The sequence below is a fragment of the Caulobacter sp. DMC95 genome (genome assembly GCF_056313785.1).
Genome location: NZ_JBQUZP010000001.1, coordinates 218,444 through 238,841 on the forward strand (window position 1 = coordinate 218,444; position 20,398 = coordinate 238,841).

Consider the following 20,398-nt stretch of genomic DNA (forward strand, 5'->3'; position numbering starts at 1 on the left):
ATGGCCCGCGGGGCGTCTCTGATCGCGGCGCTTAGCGTCCTGTCCGGCTTGGCTGTGGCAGGTATGGCCGTCGCGCGTCAGGCGGCTGCGCCTCAAGCCCAGACCCCGGCCGCCGCCCCCGTCGCGACTTCAGCGCCCGCGGCGCCTTCTCCAAGGCCGGCTCCTACGACGCCGGCCGGAGAGCTTAGACCCGCCCAGCCAGTCCAGGTCGCGCCCGCTGCCGCCAATCCAAATCCGCCGGCGTCGCCAGCGCCGGGCGCTGCGCCTGCCGCCAAGCCGACCGCCACGACGACCAAACCGCCTGAACCCGCGAAGCGGGCGCGCTATTCTGTGGCGATTGTCCAGGCGCTGGACAAGGTCACGACCGAGACAATGCGCTTCGAGGTCCCGATTGGTCAGCCGATCCGATACAAGACGCTGATCTTCACCGTGCGCGCCTGCGAAACCGCCGCCGCCGACGAGGTCGCGCCAGAATCAGCGGCCTATGTGGTGGTCGATACCCAGCCCAAGGCTCAGGCCGGTCGCGCCGCCCCGCCAGGGCGTCAAATCTACAAGGGCTGGATGTACGCCAGTTCGCCGGGCCTGAACCCGCTGCAGCACCCAGTCTATGACGCTTGGCTGATCGCCTGCAAACAGTCGATCCCGGTCGCGCCGGCCGCTAAACCGTAGAAGTCGCCTTGTATCGCCAGCGCCTTGGAAAGCCGGCGGCGATAGTCCGCGCGGCTGATCTCGGTAACGCCAAACTGCGACAGATGCTCGGTCAGAAACTGAGTGTCTAGCAACTGGTACCCACCCGCTACCAGCCGCGCGACGAGGTGGACGAGGGCCACCTTGCTGGCGTCGCGAGCGGTCGAGAACATGCTCTCGCCAAAGAACGCCCCGCCCAGCGACACGCCATAGAGCCCGCCGACAAGCTCGTCGCCGAGCCAGGTCTCCACGCTATGGGCGAGGCCTCGCGCATAGAGCTGACCATACAGCCGCTGGATCGGATGGTTGATCCAGGTGTCCAGCCGCCCGGGCCTTGAGGCGGCGCAGTTTTCGATGACCGCGTCGAAAGCGGTGTCGACACGGACCTCATAGGGCCCGTTGCGAACTGTGCGGGCCAGGCGCTTGGGAATATGGAAAGTCCCGAGCGGCAGCACGCCGCGCCGCTCGGGATCAATCAGAAAGAGGCTCTCGTCCTCTCGCGCGTCGGCCATCGGAAAGACGCCGCGCGCATAGCAGGCGATCAGATCGTCGACCGTGAAGGCGTCGTCCATCGCAAACCGGACCTCAAGCTTCTTGGGCTTTGATCCAGCGTTCCAGCCAGTGGATGTTGTAGTCGCCGGCCAAGATGTCGGGTTGCACCAGCAGGTCCTGGAACAGCGGGATCGTGGTCTCGACGCCGCCGACCACCATCTCGCCCAAGCAACGCTTCAGGCGCGCGATGCACTCGGCCCGGTCTCGGCCGTGCACGATCAGCTTGCCGATCAGGCTGTCGTAGTAGGGCGGGATGGCGTAGCCGGTGTAGATCGCCGAATCCAGGCGAACGCCCAGACCGCCGGGAGCGTGGAAGTCGGTGATCGTGCCGGGCGAGGGCGTGAAGGTCCGTGCGTTCTCGGCGTTGATCCGGCACTCGATGGCGTGACCTTCGAAGACGACGTCGTCCTGGGTGAACGACAGCGGCAGACCGGCGGCGATGCGGATCTGCTCGCGCACCAGGTCGATGCCAGTGATGGCTTCGGTGACCGGGTGTTCGACCTGCAGGCGGGTGTTCATCTCGATGAAGAAGAACTCGTCGTTCTCCCACAGGAACTCAATGGTCCCAACGCCCAGGTAGCCAATGGCCTTGACCGCATCGACGACGATCTTGCCGATCTTGGCGCGACCTTCAGCCGACAGGGCCGGCGAGGGGGCTTCTTCCAGCACCTTCTGGTGGCGGCGCTGCAGCGAGCAGTCGCGCTCACCCAGGTGCACCACATTGCCGTGGCTGTCAGCGATGACCTGCAGCTCGATGTGGCGCGGCTTCTGGAGGTAGCGCTCCATATAGACCGTGTCGTCGCCGAAGGCGGCGCGGGCCTCGGCGCGGGCGGTCGAGACCGCTTCGGCCAGGTCTTCGCGGGTCTGGGCGACCTTCATGCCGCGACCGCCGCCGCCGGCGGCGGCCTTGATCAGCACCGGGAAACCGATCTTCTCGGCGGCCTCGAAGGCTTCTTCCTCGGTCGAGACCCCGCCGTCAGAGCCTGGAACGACCGGGATGCCGACGTCCTTCACGGCCTGCTTGGCGGTGATCTTGTCGCCCATCATCCGGATGTGCTCGGGCTTTGGGCCGATGAAGGTGAAGCCGTGCGCGCCGACGATCTCGGCGAAGCGGGCGTTCTCCGACAGGAAACCATAGCCCGGGTGGATCGCCTGGGCGCCGGTGATTTCGGCGGCCGCGATGATCGACGGGATGTTTAGATAGCTCTTGGCGGCGGGCGCCGGCCCGATGCAGACGCTTTCGTCAGCCAGGCGCACCCACATGGAGTTGCGGTCAGCCTCGGAATGGACCGCTACTGTGGCGATGCCCATTTCCTTACAGGCGCGGTGAACCCGGAGCGCGATCTCGCCCCGGTTCGCGATGAGAATCTTGTCGAACATGAGCGTTACTCGATGACGACGAGCGGCTCGCCGAACTCGACGGGCTGGGCGTCGGCGACCAGGATCTCGACGATCTTGCCGGCCTTCGGGGCGGCGATCGGGTTCATGGTCTTCATAGCTTCGACGATCAGCAGAGTCTGGCCCGCCGACACCGTGTCGCCGACCTTCACAAAGGCGTCAGCGCCCGGTTGCGGCGACAGATAGGCCGTGCCGACCATCGGCGACTTGACGGCGTCGCCACGCGCGGCGGCGGGCGCCGGGGCGGCTTCAGCGGCCGGAGCGGGCGCTGCGGCGGCCGGGGCGGCGGCGGGCGCCGGGGCGTAGGTCGGCGCTGCGGCCTGGACATAGTTGACGGGCGCGGCGGTCAGTTCACGCGCGACACGGATCTTCAGGCCGGCGTGCTCGACTTCGATCTCGGACAGGCCCGTGTCCTTCAAGATGTCCGCGATCTTGCGGACCAGACGGGCGTCGATCGCAGGAGCTTCGACCGGATCGGCGGGGGCCTTGGGGTTCGACATGGAAGCTTACCTTGTTCTTCTGCTGCGTCGGGCGGCGGAAGGCGCCGGACGTTATCGTTGCTATTCGCGGATCAGGCCGAAGGCGGCCTCGATCGCCAGTTCGTAGCTCGCCGCGCCGAAGCCGGAGACGATCCCCGTGGCCGCCAGCGAAACGTAGGTATGGCGGCGGAATTCCTCCCTCGCCGCCGGGTTGGACAGATGGCACTCGATCACGGGGATGCTCAAGGTCTTGAGCGCATCCAGAAGCGCGATCGAGGTATGGCCGTAGCCGGCCGGATTTATGACCAGTGCAGAGGCCGACTCACGCGCCTCGTGCACCCAATCGATCAGGACGCCCTCATGGTTGGACTGGCGGAAGACCACCGAAACGCCGCGCGAAGCCGCCCGCGCCTCACAGCGCGCCCGGACATCATCGAGGGTGTCCTTGCCGTAAATCTCGGGCTCGCGTGTTCCCAACAGGTTGAGGTTGGGCCCGCTCAGCACGTGGATCGGTTTTACCATGCGGCTCCGCCGTCGATTCCGAGGGTCTTGTATAGCCGCTTCCGCCGGGTCACAAGCACGGCTCGCTTCGGAGGAGAGATGAGGCTTTTACTGAACGGAGAAGAGCGGGATGTGGCCGGGGTGGTCACGATCGCTGATCTGGTGACCAGCCTGGGCCTGGACGCCCGCAAAGTGGCGGTCGAGCGCAACCTCGAGATCGCGCCGCGCTCCAGCTACGCCGATACGGCGCTGGTTGACGGCGACCGCATCGAGATTGTCACTTTTATCGGCGGCGGTTGATCCTGCGTATTTGAAACGGCGGCTGACGGGGCGTAAACCAGCCGCATGAACGCGCATGTTTCCCCCAACGCCGCCGCCGCTGACTCCGACGAAACCTGGACTGTCGCGGGCCGCACCTTTCGCTCGCGCCTGATCGTCGGCACGGGCAAGTACAAGGACTATGCGACCAACGCTGCCGCCGCGCGCGCCGCCGGGGCCGAGATCGTGACGGTGGCCGTGCGCCGCGTGAACCTGACCGATCCCAGCCAGCCCTTGCTGGTCGACTACGTCAAACCGACCGAGTTCACCTATCTGCCCAACACCGCCGGCTGTTTCACCGGCGAGGACGCGGTGCGCACCCTGCGCCTGGCCCGCGAGGCCGGCGGCTGGGACCTCGTCAAGCTCGAGGTTCTCAGCGATCCCAAGACCCTGTTTCCAGACATGGAAGAGACCCTGCGCTCGCTGAAGCTGCTGGTCGCCGACGGGTTCCAGGTGATGGTCTACTGCTCGGACGACCCGGTCTACGCCCGCAAACTCGAAGAAGCGGGCGCGGTCGCCATCATGCCGCTGGGCGCGCCGATCGGCTCGGGCCTGGGCATCCAGAACCGCGTCAACCTGCGGATCATCATCGAGAACGCCAAGGTGCCGGTGCTGGTCGACGCCGGCGTCGGCACGGCGTCAGACGCGGCGATCGGCATGGAGCTGGGCTGCGACGCCATCCTGATGAACACCGCCATCGCCGAGGCCAAGGATCCGATCCGAATGGCCAAGGCGATGAAGCACGCTGTCATCGCTGGTCGCGAGGCCTATCTGGCGGGCCGGATGCAGAAGCGCCTCTATGCCGATCCCAGCTCGCCGCTGGCGGGGCTGATCTAGATCAGCTGGCCTTGGCCCTGGCGGCTCGCGTCTGCTCAATCGCCAGCTTCAGGGCGTTGATGTCGGCGCCGGGCACCAGGGTGTCGCCGACGATGAAAGCCGGCGTACCGGACAGGTTCAGGGTCCGCGCCAGGGCGTCGGTGTCGGCCAGATGCTGGGTGATGGCCTGGCTTTCGCCGACCGCCTTGGCCTTGGCCATGTCGATGCCCAGACCCTCGGCGATGCGCAGGGCGCCCCTAGCGTCGAGCGCGTTCTCGGCCATCAGCGCCTTGTGCAACTCCAGGCTCTTGCCCTGGTCCTTGGCGCCCAAGGCGATGCGCGCGGCCGCCTCGCTGTCGTTGCCGAAGATCACGAAGTCCTTCAGCACCAGCCGGATGTCCGGGTTCTTCTGAACGAGCTCGAGCACCGCCGGCGTGGCCTGGCGGCAGAAGCCGCAGCGGTAGTCGAAGAACTCGGTCACCGTGATCGTGCCCGCCGGATTGATGACGATGTCACGCGGATCGCGTTCAATCGCCTGACGGTACTCACCAATGGCCTTTTGCGACGACACCGCCTGCTGCGCGGCCTGCTTTTCCTGCAGCTTCTGGCTAGCCTCCATCAGAACTTCGGGGTGTTCCAGCAGGTAGGCGCGAACCTTCTCACCAAACGCCTTGTCAGGCTTGGACTGATCGCAGGCCGAAAGGGCCAGCCCGGCGATGGTCAAGGGAAGGACGAGGGGCGCGGCGCGACGAAGCAGGGTCATGGAGGTCTCTGGAGGCGGGGCGGTCAGTGACCGGTGGAGGAGGGCATGGCGCTTTCCTTCGCCAGGTCCTTCAGTTCCTGATTCGTGGGGCGCGAGGCCAGAACGATGTCGGTCGCGCGACGCCAGTCCGGCGTGTTCTTGGTCAGCAGTTCGCGGGCGCGCATGGCGAACACCTTAGCCTCGCGAACGGCGCCAAGCGAGAAGTACTGCTCGGCCGTCGCCAGACGCGCCTCGCCATCCTTCTTCTGCTTGTCATAGGCCTGGGCCAGCAAGCGCCAGGTCACCGGATTGTCAGGCTCGTTCAGAAGGCTGCGCTTGAGCTCCTGAACGCCTTCCTCGACCTTCTTGGGATCATTCAGGTTGATCAGCGTCTGGCCCAGATTGATGCGCAGCAGGGCCGCGTCCGGCTTCAGCGCCACCGAGCGGCGCTGCGGCTCCTCAGCTTGTTCCACGCGGTTGAATTCGAAGAGGACCTGGCCTTTCAGCTCCCAGAGGTAGGGGTTGTCGGGATGGTCGGCGATCAGACCGTCCAGCAGTTTCAGCGCCCGATCAGGCTCCTTCATCTGGTAGTAGGCGATAGCGCGCGCGTAGCGGGCCGGAAAACCGGTGTCGGTCTCCTTGTACTTCATCAGCGCGATTTGCGGGTTGAGGAACCCCTCAAGCTTGGCCTTCATCACCTCGTGGCGGGCCAGATCCTCGGGGGTGTCGACAGCCTGGTAGTGCGACTGACGTTCGACGCGGCTGCGCAGCACTTCGATCCGTTCTGAGGACAGCGGGTGGCTGCGGAAATAGGCGTACCGCCGGGCCTGATCGAAGACTTCCTGGTAGCGGAAGTTGTCGAAGAACTCGACCAGGCCGCGTCCTGACTGGCCGGTGGCTTCCAGGAATCCAGCGCCGGCCTGGTCGGCGCGCGACTCCTGCTCGCGGCTGTAGCCAAGGGCGCCGAGAGCGCCGGCGTATTGAGCGTTGCCGATCAGCATGGCGCCGGCGTCAGGCGCGCCCGCGAGCGCGGCCAGAACGCCAAGACCCATGGTCAGAATCATCGGCTTGAGGCCCGCACGCATCATCTCGTCGGAACGGATGGGGTGGCCGCCGGCCAGGTGGCCAGTCTCGTGAGCGATGACGCCCCGCAGCTGATTGGGGTTCTCGGTCTGCAGGATCAGACCCGTATTCAGGCCCATCTGCAGGCCCTGGGTCGCGAAGGCGTTCAGTGACTTGTCGCCGACGATCAGGATTCGAACGTTCTTCGGATCCAGGCCCGCCGCCGCGAAGATCGGATCAGAGTCACGATGCAGGATCTCTTCGATTTCCGTGTCACGGATCAAAGAGGGGCCGTCGCTCTGGGCCCTCACCGATTGGGGCGTCGATAGAGTGGAGGCGAGCACGGCGAGGGCGCATACAGCCCCACCCAGTCTCCGATTGGCCCGCCCGCTACGCGAGGTCATCAAGTGAACTCCAGATCGCGCCCCCGCGAGCTCTCACCAGTCTAACTTGGATCGCGAAGGCGAGGGAACAAGGGTTCTTGCTCGTCCTGCGAAAGAATTCGGCCCGCGCGCCGGGAAGACGCGCGGGCCGCTATCATTGGAGCCTACCGGCGCCACCAGCCCCGACGGGGCTTCTCCGGCGGCGCGGTGATCTCGTTGGGATCGGGCTCGGCGGGTTTGGCGTCTTCGACGGCTTCGACGACCGGCGCAGGCTCCGGCGCAGCCTCGACCGCTGGAGCAGGCGGCGCCACCTCGACAGCCTCAGACTCAGCGGCGTTGGCCACGGGAGCCTCCGTCGTCGTCTCGGTGACGACTTCCACCGCCTCGACAGCAGCTTCGGCGGCCTTCTTGCCGCGCGAACGCGAGCGCTTGGGCTTTTTGGGCGCTTCGTCGATTTCCGGCAGCTCGACCCAAACGTCAGCAGGCGGCGCGGCGATCACGGGCGGAGCCAGGATCGGCGCTTCGAACGGTTCGGCCGGTTCGGCGCTCACGCTTTCGACGGCGGTCACCTCGGCGACCGGGGCCTCATCGCGCTGGCGACGGCCACGGTCGCGACCCCGGCGGCCACGTTCGCGACCCGGGCGGTCCTCGCGCTCGGCGCGTTCGGGACGCGGCGCGACCTCCGCCGACGCCCCGGCACGCGGCTCAGGCGCGGGACGACGGGACTCGCCGCCACCAACAAGCGCAGCCGGATCGTGCCAGGTGAAGACGTTCTCGCCGAAGGGCACGCGCGGACGAATCCACACAAAGGCGTCGGTCGGACGATCGCCGTCTTCGCGACCACCGCGGCGGCCACCCCGACGACCCCGACGGCGACGGCGACGGCCGCCGTCATCGTCATCACCGAATTCGGCGCGATCTTCATCCGCGCCCTCGGCGGCGACATCCTCGTCTTCACCCTCGCCGTCGCCGTCGCTTTCGCGCTCATCACGGCGACCACGGCCGCGGCCACGATCACGACGCCCGCGACGGCCCTTGCGGTCGCCACGATCGTCGTCACGAGCCGATTTGCGCGCCGACGCGTCGTCATCGTCCGTGTTCTCGCGGTCGATATCGTCCTCGTCCTCGAGGATGATCTCGTCTTCTTCTTCCTCGTCCTCGTAGGCGTTCGGATCGAAGTCGTCGTCTTCCTCGACAAAGGGCGGCGGCGCCACGGCGATGCGCTCGCCCAGTTCGGTGCGCTCGATCTCCTGATCGCCGGCGTGCAGGCTGTCATCGACCACGACGGACACGAACAGGCCGTGCGTGGCCAGCAGGCGCTGCAGGTAGTCGCGCTTCTCATTGAGGATGTAGAGGCCGACCGAGCGCGAGACCTTCAGGATCACGCTGCCCGAGCCCTTCAGGGCCTCGGCCTCGACCGCGCGCAGGGCGGCCAGCGCGCTGGACTCCACCGAGCGGACGCGGCCGGTGCCTTCGCAGTGTTCGCAGACATGGGTGGTGCCTTCCAGAACGCCGGTTCGGCGACGCTGGCGGCTGATCTCCATCAGGCCAAAGCCCGAGATCTTGCCCATCTGGATGCGAGCGCGGTCGTCCTTGAGCGCGTCCTTCAGGACCTTCTCGACCGTGCGGTTGTTCTTGGCTTCATCCATGTCGATGAAGTCGATGACGATCAGGCCGGCCAGGTCGCGAAGGCGCAGCTGTCGAGCGGCTTCCTCAGCCGCTTCGCAGTTGGTCTTCAGCGCGGTGGCTTCGATGTTCCGTTCGCGCGTGGCCTTGCCCGAGTTGACGTCGATGGCGACGAGGGCCTCGGTCTGGTTGATCACCAGATAACCGCCGGAGCGCAGCGGCACGACCGGCGAATAGATCTGGGCCAGATGGTCCTCGATCTTGTGCTTGACGAACAGCGGCGTCGGATCGCGGTAGTTGAAGACCTTCTTGGCCTGGCTCGGCATCAGCATGCGCATGAAGTCACGCGCTTCCTTGTAGCCGGCGTCGCCCTCGACCCAGATGCCGTCGAGGTCCTTGTCGTACATGTCGCGGATGGCGCGTTTGACGAGGTCTTCTTCCTCGTAGATCAGCGCGGGCGCGATCGAGTGCAGCGTGTTCTCACGAATGTTTTCCCACAGACGCAGGAGGTACTCATAGTCGCGCTTGATCTCGGCCTTGGTGCGCTTGGCGCCGGCCGTGCGGACGATCAGGCCCATGCCTTGCGGCACATCCAGGCTCTGGACGACGCTCTTGAGGCGCTTGCGGTCGGTGACCGCAGTGATCTTGCGGCTGATGCCTCCGCCACGCGCCGTGTTGGGCATCAGAACGCCGTAGCGGCCAGCCAACGACAGGTAGGTGGTCAGGGCCGCGCCCTTGTTGCCGCGCTCTTCCTTGACGACCTGGACCAGCATGATCTGCCGGCGGCGGATCACTTCCTGGATCTTGTACTTACGCATCAGGCGGCGCTTGCGGCGCGCCAGTTCTTCCTCGACGTCGTCCTCGTCGTCGTCGATCGCGCGATCGCCGCCATTGACGTCGTCCTCGTCGTCGCCACCTGAGGCGCGACGCGAGATCGGGGTGTCGTCCTCATCATCGCCGGAGTCGTCGCGCATCAGCGCTTCACGGTCGGCGACCGGGATCTGGTAATAGTCGGGGTGGATCTCGTTGAACGCCAGGAAACCGTGACGATTGCCGCCGTACTCAATGAACGCAGCCTGCAGGCTGGGTTCGACGCGCGTCACCTTGGCGAGATAGATGTTTCCACGAAGTTGTTTGCGGGTTTGGCTTTCGAAATCGAACTCTTCAACCCGGGTACCGTCCACGACGACCACACGCGTCTCTTCGGCGTGTGCTGCGTCGATCAGCATCTTCTTCGACATAAAGGAATTCTCCGCGGCGCGCTGCGGGCGCGAGGCCCGGTCGCCGATATGAATGAAGGGCGCGCGCGTCGCCGACCGTCGCACCGTCAGCGCGGTTGCGAAGGGTCTGGTGCCAAAGGCGGTCGGGTGCGGCGCAGCCCATTGAGGTTCGTTTGTCCCTACCGCGTCTGGCGCGGGATTGGATGGCGCGTCGTCGCCGGGACGGCGTTTGAGCCCGACGCGGGCCCCGTGGCGCGGCGTCTCTGCAGGCGTCTTGCCCGCCAGGTCGACCACGTCTCGAACACTATCTAAACTGCCGCTCCAGTGTCGAAAGGGGTTCAAGACCAAATTCGACGCCTGAACGGCTCACGCGGAGTCGTGACGATCACGGATTTCACGTGCGGCGGGACTGTAGCCACATTGGCGCGCAAAAGAAAAGGTTTCCCAGGACGAACGTGACTTAACCCTTTCGCTACCCGGGGTGATCGATATTGAGCTTCAGTTGACCAGTTCCGGGTGTCGCGGGCGGGAATGCGTAGACGTCTCATCAGTTTCGCTCGGATGGGCTGGGTCAGGGCCATGCTGATCGTCAGCGGCATGACGCTCGCCGGCGTGGCCGTGGCCACGGCGAAAGGTCCTGCTGCGCCTGCGGGGGTGCAGAAGGTTCGCTTTGGCGGGGATCGCGTCGAGACGCGGGTCGTGATTGATCTCGACCGTGCGGCGGCTGGAAAGCTGCTCGCCGATGGCGCGGCCGACCAGCGTCTCGTCATCGCGCTCCCGAACGTCATGGTTTCCGGCGACCTGCAGGGCGCCGGTCAGGGTCTGGTCAAGCGGTGGCTGATCGACGAGGTCGCCGGTGGCGCGCGGCTGCGGCTGGATCTGGCGAGCAAGGTCGAAGTCCGTCGGCGCTTCCTGTTACCGCCGGGCGATGGAGCGACCGCATATCGTTATGTGATCGACCTCAAGGCCGTGGACGGCGCCGTCGCGCCCCCGGCCCAGCGGCCGACGCTGGTCTCGGCCCCGGTCAAGGCGCCGCCACTGCGCCTGAAGAAGGTGGTCGTGATCGACGCCGGTCACGGCGGCAAGGACTCTGGCGCGGTCGGCGCGAACATCTACGAGAAGGAAGTGACTCTGGCAGCGGCCAAGGCGCTGAAAGAGCGCCTCGAAAGAACAGGGCGCTTCCAGGTCGTGCTCACGCGTGAGACGGACACTTTCGTGCCGCTCGAATCGCGCGTGCAGATCGCGCGGCGCGCCGACGCCGACCTCTTTATCTCGCTCCACGCGGACTCTGGGCCCGACGCGACGACGCGGGGCGCTTCGGTCTACACCCTGTCCGAGAAGGGCGCTGATCGGGTGGGGCGCGTGCTCGAGAAGGATGATTGGCTGATGAAGGCCAACATGCCTGGCCGTGACCGAGCGGTGAGCCAGATCCTGCTCGACCTCTCGCAACGGGCGACCAAGAACCGTTCGGCGGCGTTTGCACAGCTGCTTCTAGCCAATGTGGGCGAAGAGACCGCGCTGCTGCGCCGCAGTCACCGCGACGCGGGCTTCATCGTGTTGCTCGCACCGGACGTTCCAGCTGTGTTGCTGGAAATGGGCTTCATCACCAATCCAGACGATGAGGCGTTCCTGAGCTCCAAGGCTAGCCGTGCGCGGCTGGTCGATGCGGTGGGGGACTCGATCGAGGCGTATTTCTCCTCGGGCGTTCGCAAGTCCTAGGCGACCACGCTTCCCCTTTCGACTGTCGCGCTCTAATCACAGACGAGAATGATCGCGTCGCACCAGTCGAGGTGCGACCGCGAAACCGCTTACGGTTCCGCGCCAAGCGATCTAGTTAAGAGTGTGTAGCGGGCGAGGGGGCTCGCTCGACGGAGGTCGCGTGGATCTGAAACCCACCGAACGATGGATGGCCATCGCGGGCGTGGCGGTGCTGTCGGCTATCGCCGTCGCGGGATTCGCGATCGCGATCTACGCCGCATGGCTGTTCCACGACATGCCCGACGCCGGCGAGCTGCAGGACTATCGTCCGCCGACCGCGACGCGAGTCTACGCCTGGGACGGCACCCTGATCGGCGAGTACTCCAAGGAACGGCGGATCTTCATCCCCTACGACCAGATCCCGCCGCAGCTGGCGCAGGCTTTCCTGGCGGCGGAGGATCGCAACTTCTTTCAGCATGGCGGCGTCGACGTGGGCGGCCTGTCGCGGGCCATGATCAAGAACGTCGGCAACGCAGTGCGCGGACGCCGCCTCGAGGGCGGCTCGACGATCACCCAGCAGGTCGCCAAGAACGTCCTGCTGACCTCTGACGCCACGGTCGGCCGCAAGTTCAAGGAAGCCATCCTGGCGCATCGCCTGGAGCAATCGCTGACCAAGCAGCAGATCCTTGAGCTCTACCTCAATGAGATCTGGCTGGGCTATCGCTCGTTCGGTGTCGGGGCTGCGGCCTACAACTATTTCGGCAAGGCTCTGCCGGATCTGACCCTGGCCGAGTGCGCCTATCTGGCCTCGCTGCCCAAGGGGCCGGATAACTATCACCCCATCCGAAACCGAGCCAAGGCGATCACTCGTCGTAACTGGGTGCTGGGTCAGATGGCCGAGCAGGGCTGGGTCTCGAAGGCCGACGCCCAGAAGGCGATGGCCGAGCCGCTGTCTGTCCAGGCTGCGCCCAAGCGGGCCGCCTATCGCGACGCCGACTACTTCGTCGAGGAAGTCCGCCAGCGCGGCATGGCGACGCTGGGCCCGCGGCTGAACGAGGGCGGCTATTACATGCGCACCACTCTGGATCCGCGCCTGCAGAGCGCGGCTCGGGTGTCGCTGATGGACGGCCTGGAGAAGTACGACCGCCGTCATGGCTGGCGCGGCGCATGGGGTCATGTGGAACCCAGCGACCTGAACTGGGAAAAGGCGGCGCTGGCCAAGGCCGCGCCTTCCGAGCGGGGTCAATGGCGCGCGGCGCTGGTGACGTCCAACGATGGCCGTGTCCGCCTGGTCAAGAAGGAAGGCGAGGGGCAGATCGTCGCCGAAGACATGGCGTGGGCCAAGGCCGGCAAGGGCTTGAAGGCCGGCGACCTGGTGTTCGTGGAGAAGACCGCTCAAGGCGGCTATCGCCTACGGCAGATCCCGGCGGTCAATGGCGCCCTGGTGGCGATGGAGCCCTACACGGGGCGTGTCGTGGCGCTGGTCGGCGGCTACAGCTACTCGCTCTCGAACTTCAACCGCGCCACCCAGGCGATGCGCCAGCCGGGTTCGTCGTTCAAACCGTTCGTCTACGCTGCGGCCCTCGAGAACGGCTATACGCCCGCCAGCGTGATCGTCGACAGCGCCATCACCTTCAAGGGCGCGAACGGCGAGGAGTGGAGCCCCGAGAACTATCACAAGGAGTTCTACGGCGCGCAGCCGCTGCGCAAGGGCCTGGAGCAGTCGATCAACGCCATGACCGTGCGCCTGGCCCAAGGCGTCGGCATGAAGAAGATCGTCGACTTCGCAAAGCGCACCGGTGTGGTTCGCGACATGGATCCCGTGCTTGCCATGGCCCTGGGGGCCGGTGAGACGACGCCGTTCAAACTGACCGCCGCCTACGCGCCATTTGTGAATGGTGGCCGCCGCGTTGAACCTCATCTCATCGAGTTGGTCCAAGACCGCGAAGGCAAGGTGATCTTCCGCGCCGACAAGCGCGACTGCGAGCGCTGCGACGCTGGGTTCAATGGCGACGAGAGCCCCCGCTTCGCCGCGCCGGGCGAGCAGGTTATGGACCCGGTCACCGCCTACCAGGTGACCTCGATGCTGCAGGGCGTGGTCCAGCGCGGCACCGCCGCCGCCGTCAGTTCGCTGGGACGCCCTCTGGCGGGCAAGACCGGCACGACCAACGAGTATCGCAGCGCCTGGTTCGTCGGCTATTCGCCGAACCTGATCGTCGGCGTCTTCATCGGTTTCGACGACAACCGGTCGCTGGGCGAAGGCGAGACGGGCGCGACCGGCCCTGTGCCGATGTTCATGGACTTCATGAAGGTGGCCCTGGAGGGCCAGCCGGTGGTCGACTTCAAGCCGCCGAAGAACGCCAAGTTCGCCATGGTGCGCGGCGTGCGCGAGGCCTTCCGGCCGGGCACCGAGCCCAAGGTCGAGGTCGCGCCGACCGACGGTCCGGTCCCGTATCAGGATCTGCCGCCGGGCCTGCCGCCAGTTCCGCCGCCGGCCGCGCAGCCCGGCAAGCCTACTCAAAAGCCAGATCCCCTGAGCGGGCTGTACTGACTTCCATTGCGTGGGACAGCGACGCAAGTTATGTCCCGCGCCCTTCAACACTGTCACGGAGTTACGTGATGCGACCGGATGTCGAGGCCGCTGCGGCTGACATCGAGCAGTCCGTGGGACTGCTCAGGAGGCGTCTTTGACTGGGATGTCGCTCTCCGCAAGCTCGATGAGCTGAACGCCCGGGTCGAGGACCCGACCCTCTGGGACCGCCCGTCCGAGGCTCAGGCCGTGTCGCGCGAGCGTGCGAACCTGGCCGCCAAGGTCGAGGCCGTGCAGTCGATCGAGCGCGACCTGAAGGACGCCCTCGAATACGCCGAACTGGCCGAGATGGAGTCCGACGAGGACTCGCTCAACGACGCCCGCGCCCAGTTGAAGTCGCTGAAGGAGCGGGCCGGTCGCGCCGAGCTGGAAGCGCTGCTTTCGGGCGAGGCCGACGGCAACGACTGCTATGTCGAAATCAACTCCGGCGCCGGCGGCACCGAGTCCTGCGACTGGGCCGGGATCCTGCTGCGCATGTACACCCGCTGGGCCAACGCCCACGGGATGTCGACGGAGCTGATCGAAGAAACCGACGGCGACCAAGCGGGCATCAAGTCCGCGACCCTTTTGGTCAAGGGCCCGAACGCCTATGGCTGGCTGAAGACCGAGGCGGGCGTGCACCGCCTAGTGCGGATCAGCCCCTATGACAGCAGCGCGCGCCGTCACACTTCGTTCGCCTCGGCCTGGGTCTATCCGGTGGTCGACGACAATATCGAGATCGAGATCAACCCGTCCGACGTGCGCACCGACACCTACCGCGCCTCAGGCGCGGGCGGTCAGCACATCAACAAGACCGACTCGGCCGTGCGTCTGACGCACATTCCGACCGGCATCGCGGTGGCCTGTCAGGCCGGCCGCTCGCAGCACCAGAACCGCGAAGAGGCCTGGAAAATGCTGCGGGCGCGCCTCTACGAGGCCGAGCTCCAGAAGCGCGAGGCCGCGCAGCAGGCGTTGGAAGACACGAAGACCGACATCGGCTGGGGTCACCAGATCCGCAGCTACGTCCTGCAGCCCTACCAGATGGTCAAGGACCTGCGGACCAACGTCGAGACCTCCGACACCCAAGGCGTCCTCGACGGCGATCTCGACGCCTTCATGGCCGCGTCCCTGGCGCAGCGCGTGGGTCACACCCGCGACGGCGGCGAGGGCGCCTAGCGCACGTCGGCCTCTGACCACCAAAAGAAAACGCCCCGGAGCGATCCGGGGCGTTTTGCTGTTCCGACGGTGGGAAATCAGCCGGCGGTCTTGGCGATCGTCAGGTGTTCGGGATGCGGCGCCGGCTGCGACGGCGCGGGAGCAGGGCGCTGGAACTTCAGGCTGCGGCCTTGGAAGAAGGCGCCGGTTTCCATGGCCAGTTGCTCATGCGTGATGTCGCCATCGACGTACGAGGTGCCGTAAAGGCGAACCTGCTTGGAGGTTATCGAACCGACCACCCGGCCGCGCACCTCGACGGCCTCGGCATAGACCGAACCTTCAACGTGGCCGGTTTCCCCGACCGTAAGACGGCCAACGCGGACGTCGCCTTTGACCACGCCGTCGATCTGCAGTTCGCCTTCGCCGGTGACGCCGCCCTCGATGGTCAGGTCGGCCGACAGAAGCGAGGCGACCTTGGGCGGCGCGCGACGCGCGGGCTCAGCCGGCGCGGCGGCCATTGGGGTTGGCAGCGGCTCGATGCGCGCGGGGGTCTTGTTGTTCGACTTAGCTTGCTTGCTGAACATACTCACCAGCCTTCAAGAAGCGGTTGGGATTCTGAGCCTTGCCATTGACCCAGACTTCATAGTGCAGGTGCGGCCCGGTCGAGCGGCCGGTCGAGCCCATGCCGCCGACCCGCGAGCCAATCGCGACACGCTCACCGACGCGGACGCTAATGGCGGCGAGGTGCGCGTAGCGGGTCTTGAAACCGCCGCCGTGATCAACCTCGACCGTCTTGCCATAACCCGAACGGACGCCGGTGAACGACACCACGCCGGGGGCGGTGGCCATGATTGGGGTGTGATAGCCGCCAGGGAAGTCTAGGCCCGAGTGGAAGGCCGGCCGGCGGGTGAACGGATCGAACCGAACGCCATAGCTGGACGACAGGGCCGGGTTGCTGGTCGGGCGATAGAACGGAAGCTTCTTGGCCGCCGCACCCAGCGAGCGCATGTCCGACATGTCGTTGGCGGCGCGCTGGATCCGGGTGGCGAAGTCTTCGTCAACGTCCAGGACAGCGGCGAGGGCGCGGGGATCCTTAGCTTCGATCAGCGGGCCGCCCAGCGACACGCCGCGGCCAGTGTAGTTGCCGGCGTCCAGACCGGCCATGCGCATGGCCAGCCGCAGCCGTTCGGCGCGGCTCTTGGCGAAGCTTTCGGCGGCGTCGATCAGGCGCTCCTGGTCCATCCGGGTGGCCTGGACGCGTTGCACCGGGCTGGCGGCCAGCAAGCGCGGCTTGGCCACGGTCAGGGCTTCGGCGGCGCCGGGAACGCCCTTGAAATCGGAGACCAGAAGGGCGAGGGCGGCATGACGCTTTTCGACCGAGGCGGCCAGTTCTTCAAGCGAGCCGTTGGTGGCCGAGAGTTGCGCTACAGCGCTGTTCAAGCGCGCCTGACGGTCGGCGTTCAGGCGCTCGTAGTAGGCTTTTTGCTTGATGACCTGCTGGTCAGTGGAGCTGACCGCCAGGGCGTTGACCATCATCGCCGCGGTGCAGACGCCCATCCAGAGGGCGCTGACAGCCACGCCTGCGGCGCCAAGCAGCTGCTTGTTGGTCGAGAAGACGTAGCCGCGCATCTCACCGCCAGAGCGGATGTAGATGTGCCGTTCGGGAAAAAGGGCTTCCAGAGATTGCCGCAGTCGCTTGAAGCGTTTGATCGCCATCGCCCCAGGAAACCCCCCGTTTCAGGTCCCGGCGATATGCAATGATAAAACGGAAGCGCGCAAGCGTCTTCGCGCCCAAAGAGAGCGCGAGTCGCAAAATTGAACCTTGCGCCTCAATGCTTAACGATCTCTGACCGGAACGGCCACGCAGGAACCTTGGTTCCTCGCCGAAACGCCACACGCCGATGCGTTGTTGCAACAGTCGCGCGCGCCCCTAACGCGAGCGCAGCGGGCTATTTGATCGCCTTGGCGGCGTTCATCACCGCCTTGATGTGGCCCGGGACCTTCACCTTGCGCCAGATCTCGCGGATGACGCCCTCGCGGTCGATCAGGAAGGTCGAACGGTCGATGCCCATGTACTTGCGGCCGTACATGCTCTTTTCGACCCAAGCGCCATAAGCCTCGACCACGTCGCCCAGCGTGTCGGCGGCCAGTTCGATGGTGAGGTCATGCTTAGCGCGGAACTTGGCGTGCGAGGCGGCGCTGTCCTTGGACACGCCGATGACCACCGCGCCTAGCTTCTGGAACTCCTCGACTTCCGACGAGAACTGCAGCGCCTCGGAAGTGCAGCCGGCGGTGTCGTCCTTAGGATAGAAGTACAGGACGACGTTCTTGCCCTTGAGCGCCGCCAGGCTGACACGACCGGTGTCGGTCGGCAGGTCGAAATCGGGAGCCTTGTCGCCGGGCTGCAGCATCGAGCGCTTCCTTGAAGTTTGTCGTCCCGGCCCAGCGCGAAGTGCGCCGAGCCGGGACCGCCAATGGCCTTGAGTCTAGCCGAGTCCCGCCTTCGCTACGCCAGGGGCGGGACGACAATCAACTCATAACTAAACAGGCTTCACCAACACGATCTTCTTCTTGCCCGCCGCCAGCTTGACCACGCCCTCGACGAGATCGGCCGACGTGATCACGCGGTTCGCGTCGGCTTCGGCCTTGTCGTTGACCTTCAGGCCGCCGCCCTGGGCGAGGCGACGCGCCTCGCCGCGTGAACCTGCGAGACCCGCGTCAGCAAATAGAGCCGCCAGAACGACACCGGCCTCCAGCTCCGACGCAGCGATCTCGAAGGTCGGCAGGTCGGCCGACAGAGCGCCTTGCTCAAACGCCTTCTCCGCCGCGTCGCGGGCCTTGCGGGCTTCTTCCTCGCCGTGGGCCATACGGGTGGCTTCGTCAGCCAGCACCTTCTTGGCTTCGTTGATCTGGGCGCCTTCCAAGGCTTCCAGCTCGGCGATCTTGTCCAGCGGCAGGTCGGTGAACAGCTTGAGGAACCGGCCGACGTCGGCGTCCTCGGTGTTGCGCCAGAACTGCCAGTAGTCGTAGGGGCTCAGCTGTTCGGCGTTCAGCCACACCGCGCCCGCCGCCGTCTTGCCCATCTTCGCGCCGGAGGCCGTCGCCAGCAGCGGCGTCGTCAGGCCAAAGGCGCTTTTCTGGTCGACGCGGCGGGTCAGTTCGACGCCATTGAGGATGTTGCCCCACTGGTCCGAACCACCCATCTGCAGCACGCAGCCATGGGCGCGGTTCAGCTCCAGGAAGTCCACCGCCTGCATCAGCATGTAGTTGAACTCGAGGAACGTCATCGGCTGCTCGCGCTCAAGGCGCAGCTTGACCGAGTCGAAGGCCAGCATCCGATTGACGGTGAAGTGCACGCCGTATTCGCGCAAAAACTGGACGTAGCCGAACTTCGACAACCAGACGTCGTTGTCGACCATGATGGCGTCGGTGGGGCCATCGCCGAAGGTCAGGAACTTTGAGAACACCGTCTTGATGCCCGCGATATTGGCCTGGATGTCGGCGTCGCTCAGCAGCTTGCGGCTCTCGTCCTTGCCCGTGGGATCGCCGACCTTGGTCGTGCCGCCGCCCATCAGGACGATCGGCTTGTGGCCGGCCTGCTGGAGGCGGCGCAGCAGCATGATCTGGATCAGTGAGCCGACATGCAGGCTGGGCGCGGTGGCGTCGAAGCCAATGTAGGCGACGATCGGGCCGCCTTGCGCCGCCGTGTCCAATTCCTCCGGATGGGTGATCTGGTGGATGTAGCCGCGCGCCTCCAGGGTTCGCAGGAACTCTGACTTGAAGGACGAGGCGGCGGGCATGGATCGACTCTCTATTTGACGTGGCGGGCCGTCTAGCACGGCTTGGCCGGTGTGTGAGGGTATCATTTCAGACTCCGGGTTGGGCGACCGGAGCGCATGATCGACTGCAAAGAAACGACCCCGGCGAGGCGGGGGCTAAGCGACGTGTCTGGTCGGCCTCCCGCTATGGCAGCGGGCGGTAATAGGGGCGGGCCAGGACGAAAGCGTCGATCATGGGGCCTAGCTACCGTTTAACGGGCATGGCAGTCAACGTTCCCATGAAGATCCTGGGATTCATGACCGGCACCTCGCTGGATGCGGTCGACATGGCGGTGCTGGAGACCGATGGCGTGGAGATCCACGCCTTTGGTCCGGCGGGCGAGCGCAAGTTGCGAGAGGCGACCCGCGACCTGCTGCTGAAGACCACTGACATCGCCCGCGCCTGGCCGCGCGGCGAGCCTGAGCCTGCGATCTTCGACGAAGCTCGGCGCGCCGTGGCCGATGAGCACTTCCAGGCCGCCGAGAGCTTTCTGGATGAGCACGGTCTCTCTTGGCGCGAATTCGACCTGCTGGGGGTGCATGGCCAAACCGTCCTTCACGAGCGGCCGACGGCCGAGCGGGTGGGGCGCACGGTGCAACTGCTCGACGCCGAGCGCTTGGCGCGCCTCGCCGGGCGTCCGGTCGCGTTCGACTTCCGCACCGCCGATGTCGCCGTCGGCGGGGAGGGCGCGCCGCTGGCGCCGATCTATCACGCCGCGCGCGCCCGGGCCTCGGGCCTGACCGCCCCTCTGGCGGCGCTGAACGTAGGCGGCGTGGCCAACATCACCCTGATCGGCGCGGACGGCGCGTTGCTGGCCTTTGACACCGGACCCGGCAACGGCATGATCGACCTGATGCTGCAGGAGCGGGGCCTGGGTCGTTTCGACCAGGACGGCCGCCTGGCCCTGGCCGGCCGTGTCGACGAGGCCGCCTTGGCGAGCCTGCTCGACAGCGCCTATTTCGACGCGCCGGCGCCCAAGTCGCTGGATCGCTATGACTTCTTGCTGACGCCAGTGGATCATCTCTCCGCCGAGGACGCTGCGGCGACCCTGGTGGCCTTCACCGCCGAGGCGGTTTTCAAGGCCTTCGCCCAAACCGGCGAGACGCCCAGCGCCTTGATCGTCTGCGGCGGAGGCCGGCACAATCCGGCGATCATGAAGACTCTCGCCCGGCGCGCGCCCGTGCCGGTTAAGGCCGCCGAAGCCTATGGCTGGCGCGGCGACAGCATCGAGGCGGAAGCCTTCGCCTATCTGGCGGCGCGGACGGCTCAGGGGCTGCCGATCAGCTTCCCCGGCACCACGGGCGTGAAAGCGCCCATGACCGGCGGCCGGATTGTGGAGCCCTGAAACGAAGAAGGCCTCCGCGGGGGAGGCC

General features: G+C 66.2%; 20 protein-coding genes. 7 read left to right on the forward strand and 13 right to left on the reverse strand.

The genetic code is table 11. The features are described from left to right. Positions 1 to 669: a DUF2155 domain-containing protein gene (locus ACT53N_RS01070; protein WP_476062153.1), complete on the forward strand. Its 669-nt coding sequence runs from the start codon at positions 1 to 3 to the stop codon at positions 667 to 669. Here the strand turns inward: ACT53N_RS01070 and aat are convergent. Genes aat through aroQ form a run of 4 tightly spaced genes read right to left on the reverse strand, consistent with a single transcriptional unit; the run spans position 606 to position 3,638 of the window. Continuing rightward, positions 606 to 1,259 (reverse strand): leucyl/phenylalanyl-tRNA--protein transferase, encoded by a 654-nt coding sequence (gene aat / locus ACT53N_RS01075; RefSeq protein ID WP_476062154.1) that lies wholly within the window; start codon positions 1,257 to 1,259, stop codon positions 606 to 608. The genes ACT53N_RS01070 and aat overlap by 64 nt on opposite strands. A gap of 13 nt (positions 1,260 to 1,272) precedes the next feature. Then, on the reverse strand, positions 1,273 to 2,619 hold the full coding sequence (gene accC, locus ACT53N_RS01080) for an acetyl-CoA carboxylase biotin carboxylase subunit (RefSeq protein WP_476062155.1): 1,347 nt from the start codon (positions 2,617 to 2,619) through the stop codon (positions 1,273 to 1,275). Positions 2,620 to 2,624: 5 nt separating this feature from the next. Further along, positions 2,625 to 3,137, reverse strand: a complete 513-nt coding sequence (gene accB / locus ACT53N_RS01085; protein ID WP_476062156.1) for an acetyl-CoA carboxylase biotin carboxyl carrier protein — start codon at positions 3,135 to 3,137, stop codon at positions 2,625 to 2,627. A 60-nt stretch (positions 3,138 to 3,197) separates the two neighbouring features. After that, complete coding sequence (gene aroQ, locus ACT53N_RS01090) at positions 3,198 to 3,638, reverse strand: type II 3-dehydroquinate dehydratase (RefSeq protein WP_476062157.1); 441 nt, start codon at positions 3,636 to 3,638, stop codon at positions 3,198 to 3,200. Positions 3,639 to 3,716: 78 nt separating this feature from the next. Between aroQ and thiS the strand changes: the two genes are divergently transcribed. Then, on the forward strand, positions 3,717 to 3,917 hold the full coding sequence (gene thiS / locus ACT53N_RS01095; RefSeq protein ID WP_476062158.1) for a sulfur carrier protein ThiS: 201 nt from the start codon (positions 3,717 to 3,719) through the stop codon (positions 3,915 to 3,917). A gap of 45 nt (positions 3,918 to 3,962) precedes the next feature. Next, on the forward strand, positions 3,963 to 4,772 hold the full coding sequence (locus tag ACT53N_RS01100) for a thiazole synthase (RefSeq protein WP_476062159.1): 810 nt from the start codon (positions 3,963 to 3,965) through the stop codon (positions 4,770 to 4,772). A gap of 1 nt (position 4,773) precedes the next feature. Here the strand turns inward: ACT53N_RS01100 and ACT53N_RS01105 are convergent, their stop codons facing one another. The 4 genes from ACT53N_RS01105 to ACT53N_RS01120 all read right to left on the reverse strand — a co-directional run bounded on the left by ACT53N_RS01105 (position 4,774) and on the right by ACT53N_RS01120 (position 9,947). Then, on the reverse strand, positions 4,774 to 5,514 hold the full coding sequence (locus tag ACT53N_RS01105; protein ID WP_476062160.1) for a DsbA family protein: 741 nt from the start codon (positions 5,512 to 5,514) through the stop codon (positions 4,774 to 4,776). Between the two features lie 23 nt (positions 5,515 to 5,537). Next, positions 5,538 to 6,959: a M48 family metalloprotease gene (locus ACT53N_RS01110; RefSeq protein ID WP_476062161.1), complete on the reverse strand. Its 1,422-nt coding sequence runs from the start codon at positions 6,957 to 6,959 to the stop codon at positions 5,538 to 5,540. 143 nt (positions 6,960 to 7,102) lie between these two features. Then, positions 7,103 to 9,805, reverse strand: coding sequence for an Rne/Rng family ribonuclease (locus ACT53N_RS01115; RefSeq protein ID WP_476062162.1), 2,703 nt, complete (start codon positions 9,803 to 9,805; stop codon positions 7,103 to 7,105). Continuing rightward, positions 9,729 to 9,947, reverse strand: a complete 219-nt coding sequence (locus tag ACT53N_RS01120) for a hypothetical protein (RefSeq protein WP_476062163.1) — start codon at positions 9,945 to 9,947, stop codon at positions 9,729 to 9,731. Before ACT53N_RS01120 ends, ACT53N_RS01115 begins: the two co-directional genes overlap by 77 nt. Positions 9,948 to 10,315: 368 nt before the next feature. Here ACT53N_RS01120 and ACT53N_RS01125 point away from each other — a divergent pair, with 368 nt between their 5' ends. The 3 genes from ACT53N_RS01125 (at position 10,316) to prfB (ending at position 15,227) form a co-directional block, all read left to right on the forward strand. Then, the gene (locus ACT53N_RS01125; protein ID WP_476062164.1) at positions 10,316 to 11,503 is read left to right on the forward strand and encodes an N-acetylmuramoyl-L-alanine amidase family protein; all 1,188 of its coding nucleotides are present in this window, start codon (positions 10,316 to 10,318) and stop codon (positions 11,501 to 11,503) included. A gap of 160 nt (positions 11,504 to 11,663) precedes the next feature. Further along, the gene (locus ACT53N_RS01130) at positions 11,664 to 14,033 is read left to right on the forward strand and encodes a penicillin-binding protein 1A (RefSeq protein ID WP_476062165.1); all 2,370 of its coding nucleotides are present in this window, start codon (positions 11,664 to 11,666) and stop codon (positions 14,031 to 14,033) included. Positions 14,034 to 14,101: 68 nt separating this feature from the next. After that, positions 14,102 to 15,227, forward strand: a protein-coding gene (gene prfB, locus ACT53N_RS01135; RefSeq protein ID WP_476062166.1) for a peptide chain release factor 2 whose coding sequence is annotated in 2 segments (ribosomal slippage) — positions 14,102 to 14,170 and positions 14,172 to 15,227 — 1,125 coding nt in all. Because the reading frame shifts where the segments join, the coding sequence is not laid out codon by codon here. A gap of 77 nt (positions 15,228 to 15,304) precedes the next feature. Here the strand turns inward: prfB and ACT53N_RS01140 are convergent. The 5 genes from ACT53N_RS01140 to ACT53N_RS01160 form a co-directional block, all read right to left on the reverse strand. Next, on the reverse strand, positions 15,305 to 15,790 hold the full coding sequence (locus ACT53N_RS01140; protein ID WP_476062167.1) for a bactofilin family protein: 486 nt from the start codon (positions 15,788 to 15,790) through the stop codon (positions 15,305 to 15,307). Continuing rightward, positions 15,771 to 16,922 (reverse strand): M23 family metallopeptidase, encoded by a 1,152-nt coding sequence (locus ACT53N_RS01145; RefSeq protein ID WP_476062168.1) that lies wholly within the window; start codon positions 16,920 to 16,922, stop codon positions 15,771 to 15,773. The genes ACT53N_RS01140 and ACT53N_RS01145 overlap by 20 nt, the downstream gene beginning before the upstream one ends. Before the next feature lie 233 nt (positions 16,923 to 17,155). Continuing rightward, positions 17,156 to 17,617, reverse strand: coding sequence for a peroxiredoxin (locus ACT53N_RS01150; protein ID WP_476062169.1), 462 nt, complete (start codon positions 17,615 to 17,617; stop codon positions 17,156 to 17,158). Between the two features lie 129 nt (positions 17,618 to 17,746). Beyond that, on the reverse strand, positions 17,747 to 19,072 hold the full coding sequence (gene tyrS, locus ACT53N_RS01155; RefSeq protein ID WP_476062170.1) for a tyrosine--tRNA ligase: 1,326 nt from the start codon (positions 19,070 to 19,072) through the stop codon (positions 17,747 to 17,749). Between the two features lie 97 nt (positions 19,073 to 19,169). Further along, entirely contained in the window at positions 19,170 to 19,220 is a 51-nt protein-coding gene (locus ACT53N_RS01160) for a hypothetical protein (RefSeq protein WP_024265744.1), read from the reverse strand. Positions 19,221 to 19,263: 43 nt separating this feature from the next. Here ACT53N_RS01160 and ACT53N_RS01165 point away from each other — a divergent pair, with 43 nt between their 5' ends. After that, positions 19,264 to 20,370 (forward strand): anhydro-N-acetylmuramic acid kinase, encoded by a 1,107-nt coding sequence (locus tag ACT53N_RS01165; protein WP_476062171.1) that lies wholly within the window; start codon positions 19,264 to 19,266, stop codon positions 20,368 to 20,370. Positions 20,371 to 20,398: the final 28 nt, after the last annotated feature.

What these genes read in the sequence shown, in the direction of transcription:
- ACT53N_RS01070 (WP_476062153.1), top strand. Translation starts at nt 1, where the DNA reads ATGGCCCGCGGGGCGTCTCTGATCGCGGCGCTTAGCGTCCTGTCCGGC.
- aat (WP_476062154.1), bottom strand. Translation starts at nt 1,259, where the DNA reads ATGGACGACGCCTTCACGGTCGACGATCTGATCGCCTGCTATGCGCGC.
- accC (WP_476062155.1), bottom strand. Translation starts at nt 2,619, where the DNA reads ATGTTCGACAAGATTCTCATCGCGAACCGGGGCGAGATCGCGCTCCGG.
- accB (WP_476062156.1), bottom strand. Translation starts at nt 3,137, where the DNA reads ATGTCGAACCCCAAGGCCCCCGCCGATCCGGTCGAAGCTCCTGCGATC.
- aroQ (WP_476062157.1), bottom strand. Translation starts at nt 3,638, where the DNA reads ATGGTAAAACCGATCCACGTGCTGAGCGGGCCCAACCTCAACCTGTTG.
- thiS (WP_476062158.1), top strand. Translation starts at nt 3,717, where the DNA reads ATGAGGCTTTTACTGAACGGAGAAGAGCGGGATGTGGCCGGGGTGGTC.
- ACT53N_RS01100 (WP_476062159.1), top strand. Translation starts at nt 3,963, where the DNA reads ATGAACGCGCATGTTTCCCCCAACGCCGCCGCCGCTGACTCCGACGAA.
- ACT53N_RS01105 (WP_476062160.1), bottom strand. Translation starts at nt 5,514, where the DNA reads ATGACCCTGCTTCGTCGCGCCGCGCCCCTCGTCCTTCCCTTGACCATC.
- ACT53N_RS01110 (WP_476062161.1), bottom strand. Translation starts at nt 6,959, where the DNA reads ATGACCTCGCGTAGCGGGCGGGCCAATCGGAGACTGGGTGGGGCTGTA.
- ACT53N_RS01115 (WP_476062162.1), bottom strand. Translation starts at nt 9,805, where the DNA reads ATGTCGAAGAAGATGCTGATCGACGCAGCACACGCCGAAGAGACGCGT.
- ACT53N_RS01120 (WP_476062163.1), bottom strand. Translation starts at nt 9,947, where the DNA reads ATGGGCTGCGCCGCACCCGACCGCCTTTGGCACCAGACCCTTCGCAAC.
- ACT53N_RS01125 (WP_476062164.1), top strand. Translation starts at nt 10,316, where the DNA reads ATGCGTAGACGTCTCATCAGTTTCGCTCGGATGGGCTGGGTCAGGGCC.
- ACT53N_RS01140 (WP_476062167.1), bottom strand. Translation starts at nt 15,790, where the DNA reads ATGTTCAGCAAGCAAGCTAAGTCGAACAACAAGACCCCCGCGCGCATC.
- ACT53N_RS01145 (WP_476062168.1), bottom strand. Translation starts at nt 16,922, where the DNA reads ATGGCGATCAAACGCTTCAAGCGACTGCGGCAATCTCTGGAAGCCCTT.
- ACT53N_RS01150 (WP_476062169.1), bottom strand. Translation starts at nt 17,617, where the DNA reads ATGCTGCAGCCCGGCGACAAGGCTCCCGATTTCGACCTGCCGACCGAC.
- tyrS (WP_476062170.1), bottom strand. Translation starts at nt 19,072, where the DNA reads ATGATACCCTCACACACCGGCCAAGCCGTGCTAGACGGCCCGCCACGT.
- ACT53N_RS01165 (WP_476062171.1), top strand. Translation starts at nt 19,264, where the DNA reads ATGAAGATCCTGGGATTCATGACCGGCACCTCGCTGGATGCGGTCGAC.